The organism is Mycobacterium europaeum (genome assembly GCF_002102155.1).
GTDB lineage: Bacteria > Actinomycetota > Actinomycetes > Mycobacteriales > Mycobacteriaceae > Mycobacterium > Mycobacterium europaeum.
In genome coordinates, this window is sequence record NZ_LQOU01000010.1 from 11,494 (window position 1) to 30,011 (window position 18,518).

Annotated in this window: 17 protein-coding genes; 13 read left to right on the forward strand and 4 right to left on the reverse strand. The window is 67.3% G+C overall.

Annotated features, from left to right (window positions below):
• Positions 1–135: 135 nt before the first annotated feature.
• Genes AWC03_RS04125 through AWC03_RS04140 form a run of 4 tightly spaced genes read right to left on the reverse strand, consistent with a single transcriptional unit; the run spans position 136 to position 5,375 of the window.
• Positions 136–777 carry a DJ-1/PfpI family protein gene (locus tag AWC03_RS04125; RefSeq protein WP_085239498.1) on the reverse strand — a complete coding sequence of 214 codons (642 nt, stop codon included), beginning with the start codon at positions 775–777 and terminating at the stop codon, positions 136–138.
• On the reverse strand, positions 774–2,402 hold the full coding sequence (locus AWC03_RS04130) for a glycosyltransferase family 87 protein (RefSeq protein WP_085239259.1): 1,629 nt from the start codon (positions 2,400–2,402) through the stop codon (positions 774–776). Before AWC03_RS04130 ends, AWC03_RS04125 begins: the two co-directional genes overlap by 4 nt.
• A complete protein-coding gene (locus AWC03_RS04135; protein WP_085239260.1) occupies positions 2,399–4,894 on the reverse strand; it encodes a transglycosylase domain-containing protein in 2,496 nt (831 codons plus the stop codon). Before AWC03_RS04135 ends, AWC03_RS04130 begins: the two co-directional genes overlap by 4 nt.
• Positions 4,895–4,949: 55 nt before the next feature.
• Positions 4,950–5,375 carry a DUF5318 family protein gene (locus AWC03_RS04140; RefSeq protein WP_085239261.1) on the reverse strand — a complete coding sequence of 142 codons (426 nt, stop codon included), beginning with the start codon at positions 5,373–5,375 and terminating at the stop codon, positions 4,950–4,952.
• Between the two features lie 122 nt (positions 5,376–5,497).
• Between AWC03_RS04140 and AWC03_RS04145 the strand changes: the two genes are divergently transcribed.
• The 13 genes from AWC03_RS04145 to AWC03_RS04205 all read left to right on the forward strand — a co-directional run bounded on the left by AWC03_RS04145 (position 5,498) and on the right by AWC03_RS04205 (position 18,517).
• Positions 5,498–6,379: a DUF1707 SHOCT-like domain-containing protein gene (locus tag AWC03_RS04145; protein WP_085239262.1), complete on the forward strand. Its 882-nt coding sequence runs from the start codon at positions 5,498–5,500 to the stop codon at positions 6,377–6,379.
• Between the two features lie 158 nt (positions 6,380–6,537).
• Positions 6,538–7,080 carry a PadR family transcriptional regulator gene (locus AWC03_RS04150; RefSeq protein WP_055399552.1) on the forward strand — a complete coding sequence of 181 codons (543 nt, stop codon included), beginning with the start codon at positions 6,538–6,540 and terminating at the stop codon, positions 7,078–7,080.
• Positions 7,081–7,140: 60 nt separating this feature from the next.
• Positions 7,141–8,238 (forward strand): inositol-3-phosphate synthase, encoded by a 1,098-nt coding sequence (locus tag AWC03_RS04155; RefSeq protein WP_085239263.1) that lies wholly within the window; start codon positions 7,141–7,143, stop codon positions 8,236–8,238.
• Between the two features lie 136 nt (positions 8,239–8,374).
• Entirely contained in the window at positions 8,375–9,502 is a 1,128-nt protein-coding gene (locus AWC03_RS04160) for an LLM class flavin-dependent oxidoreductase (protein ID WP_085239264.1), read from the forward strand.
• Entirely contained in the window at positions 9,499–10,668 is a 1,170-nt protein-coding gene (locus AWC03_RS04165; RefSeq protein WP_085239499.1) for a sulfotransferase family protein, read from the forward strand. Before AWC03_RS04160 ends, AWC03_RS04165 begins: the two co-directional genes overlap by 4 nt.
• Position 10,669: 1 nt before the next feature.
• Positions 10,670–11,473 carry a sugar phosphate isomerase/epimerase family protein gene (locus tag AWC03_RS04170; protein ID WP_085239265.1) on the forward strand — a complete coding sequence of 268 codons (804 nt, stop codon included), beginning with the start codon at positions 10,670–10,672 and terminating at the stop codon, positions 11,471–11,473.
• A 2-nt stretch (positions 11,474–11,475) separates the two neighbouring features.
• Positions 11,476–12,684 (forward strand): DUF1214 domain-containing protein, encoded by a 1,209-nt coding sequence (locus tag AWC03_RS04175; RefSeq protein ID WP_085239266.1) that lies wholly within the window; start codon positions 11,476–11,478, stop codon positions 12,682–12,684.
• Between the two features lie 79 nt (positions 12,685–12,763).
• Complete coding sequence (locus AWC03_RS04180) at positions 12,764–13,678, forward strand: alpha/beta fold hydrolase (RefSeq protein ID WP_085239267.1); 915 nt, start codon at positions 12,764–12,766, stop codon at positions 13,676–13,678.
• Between the two features lie 15 nt (positions 13,679–13,693).
• Complete coding sequence (locus tag AWC03_RS04185) at positions 13,694–14,479, forward strand: LLM class F420-dependent oxidoreductase (protein WP_085239268.1); 786 nt, start codon at positions 13,694–13,696, stop codon at positions 14,477–14,479.
• Positions 14,480–14,587: 108 nt separating this feature from the next.
• Positions 14,588–15,328 carry a GntR family transcriptional regulator gene (locus AWC03_RS04190; protein WP_085239269.1) on the forward strand — a complete coding sequence of 247 codons (741 nt, stop codon included), beginning with the start codon at positions 14,588–14,590 and terminating at the stop codon, positions 15,326–15,328.
• A gap of 50 nt (positions 15,329–15,378) precedes the next feature.
• On the forward strand, positions 15,379–17,196 hold the full coding sequence (locus AWC03_RS04195; protein ID WP_085239270.1) for an ABC transporter substrate-binding protein/permease: 1,818 nt from the start codon (positions 15,379–15,381) through the stop codon (positions 17,194–17,196).
• A complete protein-coding gene (locus tag AWC03_RS04200; RefSeq protein ID WP_085239271.1) occupies positions 17,193–17,942 on the forward strand; it encodes an amino acid ABC transporter ATP-binding protein in 750 nt (249 codons plus the stop codon). The genes AWC03_RS04195 and AWC03_RS04200 overlap by 4 nt, the downstream gene beginning before the upstream one ends.
• Positions 17,943–18,013: 71 nt before the next feature.
• A complete protein-coding gene (locus AWC03_RS04205) occupies positions 18,014–18,517 on the forward strand; it encodes a MarR family winged helix-turn-helix transcriptional regulator (protein ID WP_085239272.1) in 504 nt (167 codons plus the stop codon).
• The last annotated feature ends 1 nt before the right edge of the window (position 18,518 follow it).

Here is an 18,518-nt window from a genome sequence, read left to right on the forward strand (position 1 = left end):
ACCACCTCCTCTGGTCTGCACGGCCACGGTCGATCCGTGGCAGGAGGGTCGCCTGCGTCGGCAACCGCACCAGGCTACCCGACGGGCGGGGTGGCCTCCAAAATCGCGGCGGATCGGTGCGCTGGAGCAATCCGGCTACTGCCGGGCGTCCAAGTATTCGGTGGCCCGGTCCACCGTCGGCTGATCGGCCTTCGCGAGGGAACCCGAGTCGAACGGTGGCTGCGGGTCGTATTCGATGAGCAGCTGGGCGGCCTGCGCCGCCTGTCGATCGACGAGGAGCTCGACCAGCCGCAACGCCATGTCGATGCCGCTGGAGACGCCCGCGGCGGTGATGATCCGCCGCGGCAGATGCTCGACGACCCGGTCCGGCACGTAATGCGCGCCCAGGCCGTTGAGCAGGTCCCCGGCCCGCCAGTGCGTCGTGGCGGTGAGCCCGTCGAGCAGGCCCGCGGCGGCCAACAGCAGCGCACCGGTGCACACCGACGTGGTGAACGTCGTAGTCGGGTGCACGGCTTGCAGCCAGGCCCGGATGGTGTCGTCGTGAATCAGCTGCCGCGTGCCGATCCCGCCGGGAACCAGCACCACGTCCGGCGAGGTGATCTCGTCGAACCTGGCGTCGCAGCTCAGCCCGAGCATCCCGTTTTCCGTACGCACCTCGCCCTGGCGGTGACCGACGAACACCACCTCGATCGAGGGGACGCGTTGCAGCACTTCGTACGGGCCGACCGCGTCGAGGGCGGTCACCCGGGGAAACAACGGGACGGCCACGAGCGTCATGGCGCGGCGGGCTCGGCTTCGGGGATCGGCGTCCGGCGCGCGCCGGACGGTCGCAGCCAGTCCGGCAGCCAACCGGGCGGCGCGTCGGCAGCCCGATCGAAGGGGCCGCCCGGCGGGTCGTCCGCCCGGCCGCCCCAGCGCACCAAATCCTCGTCGGGCCGGTAGATCTGGCGGATCACCAGCGCGCACAGCGCGATGACGGCGACGTCGCGCAGCAACACGGTCGTGGTGAAGAACTGCTCCGGCAGCGACCGGTTCGGGTTCCCGTACAGGTAGTACATCCGCGGCACCCACACCACCGCGTCGATGGTCATCCACGCCAGCAGGATCCGGCGATGCGGCAAAGCCAGCACCGCCAGGGGCACCAGCCACAGGGAGAACTGCGGGCTCCATACCTTGTTGGTCAACAGGAAAACCGCCACCACCAAGAACACGAGCTGCGCCAGCCGCGGCCGCTTCGGGGCGGTCAGCGCCATGTATGCGATTGCCGCACAACCGGTTACAAACAGCACCGTGACCACCGCGTTGAGCACGGTGGGCGGCTGCCAGAACCCGAGCCCGGAATCGAATCCGCGCCAACCGGTGAACGACTTCACCACGTTGTACACCGAATCCATGTCGTCGCCGCGGCGGGTGTTGAGCCGGAAGAATTCCGACCACCCCCGCGGAAACAGCACCAGGACGGGCAGATTCACCAACAACCACGTCGCCGCGGCCGCCACCGCGGTGCGGCTCAGCGCGCGAACGCGACCGGTGCGGAGCGCCAGGATCACCATCGGGCCCAGGAACAAGAGCGGATACAGCTTGGCCGCGGCGCCCAACCCGATCAGCACACCGGCCAGCACCGGTTTGCGCCGTGCCCACGCCAGCAGCCCCGCCATGGCGAATCCCGTGGCCAGCGCGTCGAAATTGGTGAAGATCTGGAAGATCACCAGCGGCGAGGCGGCCACCAGGGCCGCATCCCAGATCCGGCGGCCCGCCAGACCGGCGGTGGCCCAGATGGTGGCCAGCCACGCCAGCGCCAGGCCGAACGCCGCGACGTCGAAGAACATCACCACCTCGGCGACCACGGGAAGCGGGGCCAGCTTGCTCAGCGCGGTGTAGGTCTTGGCCAGCGCCATCGACACGTACTGGTACATCCCGGTCAGCACCGGATACTCCATGTATCGCACCGCGGGACGACCGTCGTAGCGCGTCTGCGGCGTGCCGCTGCCGTCGGTCTCGATCCAGCTGGACTTGTACGGAAACTTGCCCTGGCTCAACAACTCCGCGCCGTAGAGCGGGACGGTATCGGAATAACACAACTCGTAGTAGGCGCGTTGATTCTCCCAGTTCGCCACCCGCTGGTCACCCGTGCCGGTGCCGGTGCTCTGCAGGCAGGCCGCCTTCGTCGACCAGCCCAGCGCCAGGAACACCAGGCCGACCAGGAACATGACCCGCAACGGCGTCATCACCCGGGTGCGGCCGATCAGTGCGTGCCTGCCCACCGGCCCCCCGATGACCTCCGCCAGCGCGGCACCCAACGAGTCGGTGCGGCTAGGACAGTCGCGGTTGCCGACGCTGCGCAGATCGGCGGCCAGCGGCTGCGGGGAAATGGTGGCGGTCTGCCGCTGAGCCTCGGTCACGGTGGCGGCTGGCCGGGGGGCGGGGCTTGCGGCCCGCCCGGCGGGACGCCCGGCTCGGGGCCCCCACCGGGTGGCGGCGGGCCGACAGTGACCGTCGTGGGCGGGCCGATCGGGATGGTGATTCCGGGCGCCACTTCGACGGTGGGCTGAATGACGGTCACCGATGGCTGCGGCGGCGGGGGCGGCGGCGCCGGGACGCCCGCGTAGCCGCCGATCTCGGTCGGCTTGGGGAAGGATTCTTGGGGGGTGCCCTTCAGGGCGCCGTCCATGGTCGACTTCCAAATGTCCGACGGCAGGCCAGAGCCGTAAACCGGTGCGCCCGAAGCGGTTACCAGGGGGGCGTCTCCCTTCGCGGTGCCCACCCACACCGCCGTCGCCAACGACGGTGTGTATCCGACCATCCAGGCATCCTTGTCGGCGGTGGTGTCACCCAGCTGCGTGGTGCCCGTCTTGGCCGCGGATGGCCGGCCGCCGGCCAGGGCGTGGCCCCGCGAATAGCTGGCGATCGGCTCCATGGCCGCGGTCACATTGTCGGCCACAGCCTTCGGGATGCGCTGCTCGCCGTTGTTCTCGGATTTGCTCGCGTCGAAAAGCACCTGGCCGTCGGAATTGACGACCTTCTGCACGAAGTGCGGCCGGTGGTAGACGCCGGAGGCGGCCAGCGTGGCGTACGCGGAGGCCATGTCGATCACCCGGGTCTGATACTGCCCCAACACGATTCCGTTGTTGGGCGGTCCGCCCTTGCCGTCTTCGGACAACGTGTGGTCCACGCCGGGGAAACTGGTCGCGACGCCGGCCTGGTGCGCGGCGTCCGCGACGGCCTGCGGTCCGCCCTTGAGCTTGAGCATCAGCCGGTAATAGGAGGTGTTCAACGATTGCTTGAGCGCTTGGGCGATGTTGCATGTCCCGCAGCTCTCGCCGTCGACGTTGGTGATCTTGATGCCGTCGACCGTCAGCGGCGAACTGTCGACCTGGTAACCCAGACCGATCCCCTGCTCGAGCGCGGCGACCAGCGCGAAAACCTTGAACGACGAACCGGTCTGCAGCCCGGCCTGCGCGAAGTCGAAACCGTTGGCGTCCGCGCCGCCGTAGTAGGCGCGGATCGCCCCGTCGTGCGGGTCGATGGACACCACGGCCGACCGCATGTCGGGGTCTTGCCCGTCAAGGTATTTCGATACCGCCTTTTCGGCCGCCTGCTGGGCCTTGGGGTCGATGGTCGTGGTGACCTGCAGGCCCTGGGTGTTCAGGGTCCGCTCGTCGATGTTGAACAGCTCCATCAATTCTTTGGTCACCTGGCGCTCGATCAGCCCGTTGGGCCCCGTCGTCTGGTTCTCGGCCCGCGCCTGGTCGGGCGGCACGGTCTCTGGGAACTCCTGCGCGGCACGGTCGCCGGGTGAGAGGGCCTTGGTCTCCACCATGCCGTCGAGCACCCAGTTCCACCGGGCCCGGGCGCCCTGCGGATCGATGGCGGGGTCCAGCGCGGACGGCCGCCGGATCAGCGCCGCCAGCAGCGCCCCCTCCGAGACGGTGAGCTGCTCGACAGGCTTGTTGAAGTACGCCTTGGCGGCGGCGGAGATGCCGTAGGCGCCGCGGCCGAAGTAGATGATGTTCAGGTAGGCCTGCAGCACATCGTCTTTCGACCACTCCCCCGACATCTTGGTGGCGATGACGAGTTCCTTGGCCTTGCGCATCAGACCGCTGAGGCCGTGCTGAGCAGACCCCACCAGCGCGTTCTTCACGTATTGCTGGGTGATCGTCGAGCCGCCCTGCAGGTCACCGTTGCCGAACAGGTTGTTGTCCACCGCCCGCGCGAAGCCGCTGAAGTCGAAACCCGGGTTCGAATAGAAGTTGCGGTCCTCGGCGGCGATCACCGCCTGGCGCACGTGCACCGGAACCTGGTTGATGTTGACGTCGACCCGATTGCCTTCGGGCGGAATGATTTTGGCGATCTCGGACCCGTCGCTGGCCAGGATGGTGGAGACCTGGTTGGTGCGCAGGTCACCCGGCTTGGGGATGTCGACGATGAAGTACGCCATCGCGAACGTGATGATCGGCAAAAGCACCAGCACCGCCGCCGACAGGTAGGCCGCCCGCCGCACCCACAACCAGTTGATCTGCTGGGTCCAGTGCACGTCGCCCCGCCGCCGGGGGCCGAAGCCGTCCGGGCCGCCGGGTCGTCCCCGCCGCCCGGGTGGCGGCGGTGGGCCTTCCGGCGGGCGCCCTCCCCCGGTCGGCCGGTCGCGACGCGGCGGCGTCCGGCTGTCCAGTGCGGCCTTGACCTCCTCCAGCGCATCCCGTTGCGGGGGCGCCGGCGAAGGACTGTCCATTGCGGCCCTGACCTGGTCGATGCTGGGATCGGGCCGCCGGGGTGACCGGTCGTCGACGACCGGCGGCAGGATCGTCGTCAGCCGGTCGTCGGGAGGAACGCCACGGCGGTGACCGGGCGTCGCCTGCGCGTCACGCGGGCGGTCGCCGGTTCCGTGTCTGCCCACACGCTCAGTCGCCGGCCCGTCCGCGTCGCCGGATGACTGGTGGTGGGGTCCGTCGTTATTCAATGGCCGTTCGCGCGCCGTTACGCGCCGTACGCGTACTCCTGGTGCCCTTGGGTGGGCGCGCCGCGCCGAGCACGTACGACTTGACCAGGTGATTCCACTCGCAGGTTCGGCATACCTCCACCACGTGGACGGCGAACTCCTCGAACCGGGTGGCCAGCAGGACCAACTCTTCGGCCGTGCGCGCCGAGCCCGAGACCGGGCCCAGATGTTCGCCGAACACCCATGACACCAGCGTCAGCTGCTCCTTGCGGCAGATCGGGCACATGACCTGGCTCGGTTTCCCGTGAAACTTGGCGGCGCGCAGCAGATAAGGGTTCGCGTCACACACTTCGGACACGCCGGTGCGGCCCGAGTACACCTCGGCCAGCAGGGCCCGCCGCCGGAGCGCGTAGTCCACCACTTGTCGCTGCAGTCGCACGCCCCCCAGCGTACGTCGCGATCGGCGAACGCCGATACGCAACCAAACCGTGGCGGACCGCGCCGTTGACGGGGCCGCCGCTTTCCCCGCCTGAACCGGGACCGGACTTTACGATCATCCCCGTGGCGAAATGGCTCGGGACATCGCTCGGCGAGCGGCCGACACCGAACACCCGCGCGACGGACACCAACCGGCAAGACGCCTGCAGCATTCTCGACACCGCGTTGAACGACGGCCAGCTCTCCATGGCGGAACACGGGGAACGGGTCAGCGCGGCCACCAATGCGGTCACCCTCGGCGACCTGCAGGCCCTGGTGACCGACCTGCAGACCGACAGCTCCGCGCTGCCGACGCCGGCTGTCAAAGGCCCACGGGTGCCGCCGAAGCTGGGCGGCTGGGGCTCGCTCGCCGTCGCCTTCGTCGTGTCGGTGCTGCTGGGCGTCGGTATCGGGTGGGGCCTGTACGGCAACACCCGGTCGCCACTGGACTTAACCAGCGACCCCGGAGCCAAGCCCGACGGAGTGGGCCCCGTCGTGCTGACCCCGCCCACCCAACTGCATTCGGTGGGCGGGCTTACCGGGCTACTCGAGCAAACTCGCAAACGGTTCGGCGACGCCACGGGGTACCGGCTGGTGATCTACCCGACGTACGCCGTGCTCGACCGGCCGGATCCCTCCGACGATCGTCGCGTGCTGGCCTACACCTACCGCGGTGGCTGGGGCGACCCGACCAGCTCGGCCAAGAGCTCCGTGGACGGTCCCGTGCCGGTGGACCTGAGTAAGTTCGACGTGACGTCGACGGTCGGCATCATGCGTGGTGCCCCCCGGACCCTGCACATGAACCCGGCGGACGTCAAGACCGAGTACCTGAACATCGAACCGGCGACGGACCCGACCACCCCGGGCGCCCTGTCGCTGTCGCTGTATGTCTCGAGCGACTACGGTAGTGGCTACATCGTCTTCGCAGGTGACGGCACCGTCAAGCAACTGAACTTACCTTCTTGACGGCCGGGTGAGCCGGCCGCCCACCATCGCGATTCGCTTCCGCGCGTCTTGACTAACAGCTGACGAACATCCGGTGGTGTTGTGGCGAATATATCGGGGCGATACTATGACGCGAGGCGTCGAACTGTCGTAACCAACCGCGCAGAGGGGGTGATTCGATGCTTGAGCTCGCCATCCTGGGCCTCCTGATCGAATCGCCGATGCATGGCTACGAGTTGCGCAAACGGCTGACCGGCCTCCTCGGTGCGTTCCGCGCGTTCTCGTACGGTTCGCTCTACCCGGCCCTCCGGCGGATGCAGGCCGAAGGGTTGATCGCCGAGGATGCCGCGCCGGCCGGAACGCCGGTTCGGCGTGCCCGGCGCGTCTACCAGCTAACCGACGAAGGCCGTCGGCGCTTCGGTGAGCTGGTGGCCGACACCGGTCCGCACAACTACACCGACGACGGCTTCGGGGTCCACCTGGCGTTCTTCAACCGGACTCCGGCGGAAGCGCGCATGCGCATCCTGGAAGGCCGGCGCCGGCAGGTTGAGGAGCGACGGGAGGGCCTGCGTGAAGCCGTGGCGCGGGCCAGTAACTCGTTCGACCGTTACACCCGCCAACTTCACCAACTGGGGCTCGAGTCCAGCGAACGCGAAGTGAAGTGGCTCAACGAGCTCATTGCTGCGGAGCGGGCGATGCCCGGCCTCTCCGAGCAGACGTGAAACCCCTTGCACGAAATTCATCAGCTGCGACACAGAGTTATGGAGTTAGGAGAACGCCCTATGAGTGACCAGAACGCGCCGAACGCGTCGACGGAGGTACGAGTCGCCATTGTCGGCGTCGGTAACTGCGCGTCTTCGCTGGTACAGGGCGTCGAGTACTACCAGAACGCCGACGAGAACAGCACCGTGCCCGGTCTGATGCACGTCAAGTTCGGCCAGTACCACGTGCGCGACGTCAAGTTCGTCGCCGCCTTCGACGTGGACGCCAAGAAGGTCGGCTTCGACCTGTCCGACGCGATCTTCGCCTCGGAGAACAACACGATCAAGATCGCCGACGTGCCGCCCACCAACGTGACGGTGCAGCGCGGCCCAACCTTGGACGGCATCGGCAAGTACTACGCCGACACCATCGAGCTGTCCGACGCCGAGCCGGTCGACGTGGTCAAGGTGCTCAAGGAGAACAACGTCGACGTGCTGGTCTCCTACCTGCCCGTGGGCTCGGAAGAGGCCGACAAGTTCTACGCGCAGTGCGCCATCGACGCCGGCGTGGCGTTCGTCAACGCGCTGCCGGTGTTCATCGCCTCGGACCCGGTGTGGGCCAAGAAGTTCGCCGACGCGGGTGTGCCGATCGTCGGCGACGACATCAAGAGCCAGGTCGGCGCCACCATCACCCACCGCGTGATGGCCAAGCTGTTCGAGGACCGCGGTGTGCAACTGGACCGCACCATGCAGCTCAACGTGGGCGGCAACATGGACTTCCTCAACATGCTCGAGCGTGAGCGGCTGGAGTCCAAGAAGATCTCCAAGACCCAGGCCGTCACCTCCAACCTGCAGCGCGAGTTCAAGACCAAAGACGTGCACATCGGTCCGTCCGACCACGTCGGCTGGCTGGATGACCGCAAGTGGGCCTACGTGCGCCTCGAGGGTCGTGCGTTCGGCGACGTGCCGTTGAACCTGGAGTACAAGCTCGAGGTGTGGGACTCGCCGAACTCGGCGGGGGTCATCATCGACGCGGTGCGCGCGGCCAAGATCGCCAAGGACCGTGGCATCGGCGGCCCGGTGATCCCGGCGTCGGCGTACCTGATGAAGAGCCCGCCGCAGCAGCTGCCCGACGACGTCGCGCGCACGCAGCTCGAGGAGTTCATCATCGGGGGCTGAGCCCCTTCGGCCACCAGAGCCGCGAGCGTAACGTCACGGCGATTTTCACTGCTGGAATTCGCCGCAGCGTTACGTTCGCGGCCGTTGGGCCAATTCGTCGACACGGCGCTGTGCGAGTGCTTAGCATCATCTCTCGATGACCGTTCAACCCGCCGCCTTCCTACGCACGACGCTCCCCCTGGACCTGTCCCGGCTCGAGGAGTTGGACAGCGGCAGGTATCACTCGATCTGGTTGCCCGACCACATTGTCAGCTTCTGGCCCGACTCGATCTGGACGCCCGAGTTCACCGACCTGGCCACCGCATCCCCTTCGCCGCACCGCCACCTGGACGGCCTGGCGGTCGCCGCCGCGGCGGCCGTCCTGACCGAGAACGTTCCGATCGTCAGCGCCGTCGTCGACACCGTGCGTCGCCACCCCAGCATGCTGGCCCAGACGGCGCTGACCATCGACCACCTCGCCAAGGGCCGTTTCATCCTGGGCCTGGGCAGCGGCGAGAGCGAGAACACCCTGCCCTACGGCTTCGACTTCTCAAGACCGGTCAGCCGTTTCGAGGAAGCGCTGACGGTGATCCGGCTGCTCTGGGAGAGCGACGGCCCGGTCGATTTCGACGGACAGTTCTACTCGCTGCGCCACGCCCGACTGGACACCGAACCCTACGCAGGCCGGGCGCCGCAGATCTGGATCGGCGCCAGCGGCCCGCGGATGCTGGACATCGCAGGCCGGCATGCCGACGGATGGTGGCCGGCCGGCGCATGGACGCCGGAACACTATGCCGAAATGCTCTCCTCGGTAAGGGCATCCGCGGAACACGCAGGGCGTGATCCGCTGGCCATCACACCCTGCTTCATCCAGGTGTGCCTGATCGGCGAGGACGAGGACGCTCTGGCCGAGATCCTGCAGGCACCCCTGGTGAAGGCGTTCCTGCTGCAGGTGTCGGCGGAGACGTTGCGCGGCTTCGGTTTCGAGCACCCCATGGGCGATGGATGGCGCGGATTTCAGGACATCGACCCGGCGGTACTCACTCGCGAGCGTATCCTCGCGTTCCTCGACAAAGCGCGGCCCGAGATGGTGCTGGCCGCCGTGCCGCACGGGACACCGGCGGCGGTCGCCAAGATCGTCAAGACGTACGTGGACGCGGGCCTGCGCGTGCCCAAGATCCTGGATTACGGCGCCATGGCCGGCCTGAGATACGCCGAGGCTTCGGCGGCCAACGTGCGCGCCGCCGAAGACGAACTGATGCGGCTGTGCGGGGGTCCCGCGTGACAACACGTCTGGACGCCGCCCAGCTGCTCGCCTCCGCGGAGAGTGAAACGGGGCTGCGCGACTACGGCGATCCCACGTTGCCGCAACGCTTCACCGTCGCCGTCGACCATCTGAACGGCCTCGGCATGGACTCCGACGGCAACCGGCAGGCGGCGCAGGTGTGTCGGTGGCTGTTGACGTCGCGGCTGGAATTCATCGAAGACCGCAACCGCTACCCGATCGCCGCCGAGGTAATCGATGGACCGATGTTTGTCACGGGCGAACCCCGTTCGGGGACAACGCTTATGCACGCCCTGATGTCCGTCGATCCGCTGGCGCGGGCGCTGCGCTTCTGGGAAGTGATGTATCCGTCACCGCCACCGGGTCTGGCCGGTCCCGGCGACGACCGCCGGCAGCGGGCCGACGCCGACTGGCGCGAGATCAATGCCAAGATGCCCAAGTGGCTGCACAGCCACCCCTACAACGACATGCTGGGCGATGGCCTGCCCGAAGACGAGCGCACCTGGGCGTTCGATTTCCGGGTGATGACGCCCACCGCATGGTGGCGCGTGCCGATGCAGTCGCTGGTCGGCGGCCTGGCCACCGATGCGGCGGCGCAGTATCGGCTGCATAAGGCCATGCTGCAACAGCTGCAATATCATCGACCGCGTAAGTACTGGGTACTGAAGGGCTTTCACGGTTTCCGGCTCAAGGAGCTCTTCGACGCCTACCCCGACGCGCGCATGGTCTGGCTGCACCGCGACCCCGTACAGGTCGCCGCGTCGCGCACCATGATGATGGCCGACATCGCCGAAGGCATCGTCGGTCCGATCGACCTGCACGCGGAAGCGAAGAAACACCTCGAGATGACCCGCGCCAGCGTCGCCAACACGATGAGCAATCCCTTGGTCGACGACCCGCGCATCCTGCACGTCCGCTACGCCGACTTCGTCGCCGACCACATCGGCACGGTACGCCGCTACTACGCGTTCTGCGGCCGCGAACTCACGGACGAGGCCGAATCGGCGATGCGCGCCTACCTGGCCGATAATCGCGGCGACCGCTACGGCAAGTTCGAGTACTCCACCCAACTGCTGATCGACATCGGCGAAGACCTCGATGCGCTGCACGCGGAATTCTGGCCGTTCCGAGAACGATTCGGCGTCGCCATCGAGAACCGGGTGTGACATGACGGGCGCGCACAAACGTCTGTCCGTGCACAACGTCACCTTTTATGGCGACTCGCTCGCCGAGATGCAAGCGCACTGGGCGGCGCTCGGCGTGTCCCGGCTCAGCATCCTGGACAGCCAGCTGCTGGACCCCGAGTTTCCAATAGTGTTGCAGCGCAATGACTACGCCGTGGAGGCCGTCTACCATCTGTTCGCCGGCGGCGCGTTGTCCAGCGACCCGCAGGCGGCCCGCGCCGCGCTGTCCTCCGTGATTGACGCCGCCGCCGCCGTCGGCGCGCGCACCGTCTACCTGCTCACCGGCGGGCGCGGTGACCTCACCTGGGGACAGGCCGCCGAACGGTTCTGCGCCATGGTGACCCCGTGCGTAACGCACGCCAAGGCGGCCGGCGTGGCGCTGGCGATCGAGAATGCATCCAGCCTGTACGCCGACATGCACCTCGCGCACACGCTGCGAGACACCGTCGCGCTGGCCGAGATGGGCGACCTGAGCGTGTGCATCGACGTGTTCCACTGCTGGGCCGAAGGGGATTTCGACGCGATGGTGCGGCGAGCGCTACCGCGGACGGCGCTCATCCAATTGAGCGACTATGTCCTCGGCGACCGGGCGCTGCCGGGCAGGGCGATTCCCGGCGACGGCACGATTCCGATCGAACCCCTCGTCGCGCAAGCGCTCGCCGGCGGTTATGCACATGGTTTCGACCTGGAACTGATCGGTCCCCGCATCGAGCGGGAGGGCCGCCTGCAATCCGCCCGGCGCGCATGTGATGTAGTCGGCGCAATGCTGGACAGACTGGGTGCGTGAGTATGGCTTTCGGTGACGGTCCCGACGACGCGACGCTGCAGTCGGCCTGGAACGAGTTCTGCGCGCGGCTGCAGTTGGCGGGCGAGCAAGTGTTCAAGCAGGCCAACCCGGCGTCGGGCGCGCATCGCGTCGATGCATATCGGTTTCTCACCCAAAATCTGGGCCAGGCCTTCGATTTGGCGCTGGAAACCCACGACACCCGCTACCCGGTGCTGCACACCTTCTGCGGCCCGACCCGCAAGCTCGGCGGCGACTGCGCCGACTTCACCTACCAGCAGGCGTGGATCGACGGGCAATCGACCTACCTGCTCACCGGCACCCGCGGCACCGCACGGTTCTTCAATGTCACGGTCCAGGGGCCCCGCACACCCGGTCCGGGCGTGCTGCACGAGCCCTTCGGCGACACGCCGGAAGCCAATCTGCTCGGCCATCAGCTCCAGATCGGCGACGACGGAGAATTCGAGCTCTACATCGGCGGGACCGAGCGCGGGCCGAACTGGCTGCCCACCACGCCCGGCTCACGAAAGCTGTTCATCCGCCAAGGGTTCGACCGCTGGGACGAGCGGCCGGCGCAGCTTCGCATCGAGCGGGTGGACATGGACTCACCCAAGCCGCTGCCCTCGCCCGACCAGATGGTCGGGGCGATGCGCTGGGCCGGTGACTTCGTCACCGGCCTGATGGCCGACTGGCCCGAGTTTCCCTTCACCTACGGCGGTGTCGACGCCAATCGCCCCAACGCGTTCCCGCACGTCGGCGCGACGGACGCCGACAACAAGCGTGGCCGGGCGGCTACCAACATGTACTGGGAGCTTGGCGACGACGAGGCGCTGATCGTCGAATTCGATGCCCACGACGGGCTGTGGATGCTGACCAATATGGGTGTCTTCTTCAACAGCATGGACTTCCTGTACCGGCCGGTGAGCTATACGCCGAGCCGCACGAAGTCCGACGCCGACGGTCGCATTCGCCTCGTGATGGCTCATCGCGATCCGGGCGTGCACAACTGGCTCGACACCCAGGGCTTTCGGTGCGGGAACCTGACCTACCGGCACATGCTCGAGGGTCAACCCGCCGTGCTGAGCACCCGGGTCGTCAAGCACGACGACGTGCTGCCCACTCTGCCGGCGGACACCGCCACGGTGAGCCCCGCGGAACGCACCGCCGCGATGTGGGAGCGATTCCACGGCATTCGCCGTCGTTACGTCCTCTAGTCCGCTGGTGGCGACCCGCAGCGGGCGGCTACGCCACGTTGCGATCGCCACTAGACACCCGCACTAGTGTCTGTAGATCGTGGCCGAAATCTCCGAAGACGAACTGGACGGGCTGTCCGAATTCTCGCTGTTGTCCGAGAACGCCGAACAGGCCGGCGTCACTGCTCCGCTGCCTGAGGTGCAGCGCGTCGAGGCAGGCGCGGGCGAGAGCAAGATCAGCGCGCTGCGCTGGGGCGGCACGCCCCCGCGGATCGTCTTCCTGCACGGCGGTGGGCAGAACGCGCACACCTGGGACACCGTCATCGTCGGCCTCGGCGAGCCCGCACTGGCCGTGGACCTCCCCGGACACGGCCACTCGGCGTGGCGCGAGGACGGCGACTACTCGCCGCAGATCAACGCCGACGCCCTGATGCCGGCGCTGCGCGCGCACGCGCCCAGCGCCGCCCTGGTCGTCGGCATGTCGCTGGGCGGGTTGACCGCGATACGGCTGGCCGCCGTGGCACCCGAACTCGTGAAGGAACTCGTCTTGATCGACGTCACCCCGTCGGCGCTGCAACGGCACTCGGAGATGACCAAGGAACAGCAGGGCACGGTGGCGCTGATGCACGGCGAGCGTGAATTCCCCAGTTTCCAGGCCATGCTGGACCTGACGATCGCCGCGGCACCGCACCGCGAGGTGAAGGCGCTGCGCCGCGGCGTGTTTCACAACTCGCGCCGGCTGGACAACGGCAACTGGACGTGGCGCTACGACGCCATTCGCAAGTTCCCGGATTTCGACGTCCTCTGGGACGACGTGGACAGGCTGTCCGCGCCCATCACGCTCATCCGCGGCGGCAAGTCGGGATTCGTCAGCGACGACGACGCGGCCGAACTGAGCCGTCGCACACAACATTTCCGCACGACGCACGTCGTCGAGAACGCCGGCCACTCGGTGCAAAGCGACCAACCGCTCGCCCTGATCGACCTGCTGCGCTCGGTGCTCGACCGGCGGTGAGCCTACGGTGGGCTTATGACATCTGCCCTGCCCATCCGGATCGGCGTGCAATTGCAGCCTCAGCATGCGCCGCAGTACGGACAAATTCGTGACGCCGTGCGCCGCTGCGAGGACATCGGCGTCGACATCGCATTCAACTGGGACCACTTCTTTCCCCTCTACGGCGATCCCGACGGCGCGCATTTCGAATGCTGGACCATGCTCGGGGCGTGGGCCGAGCAGACATCGCGCATCCAGATCGGCGCGCTGGTCACGTGCAACTCCTACCGGAATCCCGAACTGCTGGCCGACATGGCCCGCACCGTCGACCACATCAGTAGTGGTCGGCTGGTTCTGGGCATCGGCTCGGGATGGAAGCAAAAGGACTACGACGAGTACGGCTACGAATTCGGCACGGCGGGCAGCCGCCTCGATGACCTCGCGGCCGCCCTGCCCCGGATCAAGGCGCGCCTGGCCAAACTCAACCCGCCACCGACCCGCGACATTCCGGTCCTGATCGGCGGCGGCGGCGAGCGCAAGACGCTGCGACTGGTCGCCGAGTACGCCGACGTGTGGCACAGTTTCACGTCGGCCGACGAGTTTCCCGCGAAGTCAGAGGTTCTGGCCCGGCACTGCACCGACGTCGGCCGCGACGCCACGAGCATCGAACGGTCGGCCGCCGTGCAGGACCGCGGCGGACTTGTCGACAACGCCGAAACACTGGCCGGCCTCGGTGTCACGCTGCTGACCGTGGCGTGTGACGGCCCGAATTACGACCTCAGCGCCGCAGAAACGCTGTGCCGCTGGCGCGATAATCGGTAGACCGGTCACAACCATTTATCGGTCAAACACCGGAAAGTACGAGCCCACTCGTGAGAAACTTCTTGCGCCAGCTGGTCAAAACGGGGTTTGAAAGAGACTCAACAACGAATGCCGAAGAAATACGGGGTCAAAGAAAAAGACCTGGTTGTTTCGCACATCCTGCACCTCTTGCTGACGGGAAAGTTGCGCACCGGCGACCGCGTCGATCGCAATGAGATTGCCCTGGGGCTGGGTGTCAGCCGGGTTCCCATTCAAGAGGCGCTGGTCCAGCTCGAACACGACGGCATTGTCTCCACCCGCTATCACCGGGGCGCGTTCGTCGAACGGTTCGACGAGGCCACCGTCCTCGAACATCACGAGCTCGACGGTCTGCTGAACGGGATCGCGTCCGCGCGCGCCGCCACCAGCCCGACCCCGCGCATCCTCGGCCAACTCGACGCCTTCATGCGGTCCCTGCGCAGCGCCAAGGATTCGCGGGCCTTCTGCGACATCGCCGCGGAGTACCGGCGCACCATCAACGACGAATACGCCGGACCGCGGCTGCACGCCACGATCCGCGCCTCGCAGGACCTCATCCCCCGGGTGTTCTGGCTGACCTACCAGGGCGGCCGCGAGGAGATGCTGCCGTTCTACGAAGAGGAGACCGCCGCGATCAACCGGCGCGATCCCGAGGCCGCGCGGGCCGCCTGCGTGAGTCGGTCCTACCTGGCGGCCCAGACCATGCTGGCCGAGCTGTCCAGGCGCAGGGTGTTCACACCGCCCGACGACGTGAGCCCCGTCGTACCCGGACAGCTCGAGGTACTCGCCGACGCCGAACCCGTGGGCGTCGAGCCGTCACTGGCGCTCTAGCGGGGGCACTCACCCGACGAACCCGTCCGCCGGTCGATACGGTGGCAGGGATGAATGCGCGCGCGGGCCGGCGCACCCTGCGCCGCGGAAGGCTGTTCGGACTCACCGCGACCATTGTGTTGGTGTGCGGGATGGCGTCAGGCGGGCTCGCGGCGCCCGCCGCCGCCGACTGGAACCAATGCGCGCCTTCCGGTTTGGACAGCGCCACGGCCTTACCCAAAGATCTCACCCAGGCGCGGCCGGCGCAGGAGGAGGACCGCGACACGACCAATTCGGTCGAACCCTTGAGCGCGGTCGACATCGGCACGCTGGGCCTTGGCGTGCCGGGCGTGCTGACGGTGGGGACCCTGTCGGACGCCCCGCCCAACATCTGCATCAATCCCACCGGTGAATTCAGCGGCTTCGACAACCTGCTGCTGCGCGCCATCGCCGACAAGCTCCATCTCCAGCTCCGCTTTGTCAGCACAGACTTTTCCGCGCTGCTCGCGCAAGTGGCTTCCCGGCGTTTCGACGTGGGGTCGGCATCGGTGAAGGCCACCGCCCAGCGTCGACGCACCGTCGCGTTCACCAACGGCTACGACTTCGGCTTCTACTCCCTGGTGGTGCCGCCCGGCTCACCGATCCACAAGTTCAGCGAGCTGGCGGCCGGCCAGCGCATCGGCGTCGTCCAGGGCACCGTCGAGGAGTCCTACGTCGTCGACACCCTGCACCTGCAACCGGTGAAGTACCCCGGCTTCGCCACCCTGTACGCCAGCCTCAAGACCCGGCAGATCGACGCGTGGGTGGCGCCGGGAACCCTCGCCGCGACCCTGATTCGGCCGGGTGATCCCGCGTTGACCGTCGCCAACACTTTCAGCCCAGGCAATTTCGTGGCATACGCGGTCGCCAGGGAGAACAAGCCGCTGATCGACGCGCTGAACTCCGGGCTGGACGCGGTGATCGCCGACGGCACCTGGGCCAAGCTGTACTGCGAATGGGTGCCGCGCAGCCTGCCGCCGGGATGGAAGCCCGGGTCGAAAGCCGGCCCCGCGCCCAGCCTGCCGGATTTCGCCGCGATCGCCGCGAGCCGGCATCGCGCGGTCCCGGACGCCGCCGCGCCGAAGTCGACGCTCGCCCAGCTACGTGACTCGTTCTTCGACTGGGACATGTACCGGCGGGCCATCCCGGCGCTGCTCACGACGGGCCTGCCGAACACGTTGATCCTGACCAACAGCGCCATCGCGATCGGTCTGGCGCTCGGCATGGTGTTGGCCATGGCGGGCATTTCGCATCGGCGCTGGTTGCGCTGGCCGGCCCGGGTATACACCGACATCTTCCGCGGCCTTCCGGAAGTGGTGATCATCCTGCTCATCGGAATGGGCATCGGGCCGCTGGTCGGCGGACTGACCAACAAGAACCCCTACCCGCTGGGAATCGCCGCACTGGGCTTGATGGCCGCGGCCTACATCGGTGAAATCCTGCGCTCCGGAATACAAAGTGTGGACCCGGGTCAGCTGGAGGCCGCCCGCGCTCTGGGATTCAGCTATCCGACCGCGATGCGGTTGGTGGTGGTGCCGCAGGGGATACGCCGGGTGCTGCCGGCGCTGGTCAACCAGTTCATCGGGTTGTTGAAGGCCTCCGCTTTGGTCTACTTCCTTGGCCTGATTGCCGATCAGCGGGAGCTTTTCCAAGTGGGCCGGGACTTGAACGCACAGACCGGAAGCCTGTCGCCGCTGGTCGCGGCCGGACTCTTCTACCTGATATTGACCATTCCGCTGACGCATCTGGTCAATTACATCGACGCTCGCCTGCGCCGCGGCCGGGGCGCCCCCGACGCCGACGACAATTCGGACATGCTCACGACGACGTTCGGCCAGGAGATCACATGAGCGTCGTCGCCTCCGGGCGGACATCAGTATCTTTGACCGCCAAGGACATTTACCAAACCCTCGGCGGGAACAAGGTCCTGCGCGGGGTCGATTTCGAGGCTCCCGCCGGCAGCACCGTCGCCGTGATCGGACCCTCCGGCTCCGGCAAGTCGACGCTGCTGCGCACCTTGAACCGGTTGCACGAACCTGATAGCGGCGACATCCTGCTCGACGGCCGATCGGTGCTCCGCGACGATCCCGACGAACTGCGGCAGCGCATAGGCATGGTGTTCCAGCATTTCAATCTCTTTCCGCATCTGAGCGTGCTGAAGAATGTGACGATGGCGCCCCGCAAATTGCGGCGCCTGCCCGCCGAGGAGGCGCGCCAGCTGGCGCTGGCCCAATTGGAACGAGTTGGCCTGAAGCACAAAGCCGATGCCCGGCCCGGAATGCTCTCCGGTGGCCAACAACAACGAGTCGCCATCGCCCGCGCGCTGGCCATGGCCCCGCAAGTGATGTTCTTTGACGAGGCGACGTCGGCGCTGGATCCCGAAATGGTGAAAGGGATTCTCCAACTCATCGCCGACCTCGGCGCAGACGGGATGACGATGATCGTGGTCACCCACGAAATGGGCTTCGCCCGCTCGGCATCCGACACCATTGTCTTCATGGATCGTGGCAAGGTCGTGGAATCCGGGCCACCGGAGCAGATTTTCGAAGCCCCGCAGACCGAACGCCTCCAGCGATTCTTGTCCCAGGTACTTTGACCGCCCATTGCCACTAATTAGTCGGCATAGCTACCTTGTACGTGCCTGATATCGCGTTAGACTCCCCGGTTATGGCGGACAGCGAACCCACCTCGGCCGACGTGACCGAGCTTGCGGAAGGTTTGCACCGCGCGCTGTCCAAATTGTTTTCAATTCTGCGTCGCGGGGACCCGAGCGGCGCGGCCGCGGGCGAACTGACGTTGGCGCAATTGTCGATCCTGGTCACCTTGCTGGATCAGGGGCCGATCCGAATGACGGACCTGGCAGCCCACGAACGGGTGCGGACTCCCACCACCACCGTGGCGATCCGCCGGCTGGAGAAGCTGGGACTGGTGAAACGCTCGCGGGACCCGTCCGACCTGCGGGCAGTGCTGGTCGACATCACGCCGCGTGGACGTGCCGTCCATGGCGAGTCCCTGGCCAACCGGCGCGCTTCCCTGGCCGCCATGCTCAGCCAGCTCCCCGCATCCGACCTCGGCACCCTGATGCAGGCGCTGGCGCCGCTGGAGCGGCTGGCCTGCGGCGAACCGACATCCGGCCCCGCGGGTGAGCCGCCGGCGTGCAAAGAGGCGTGAA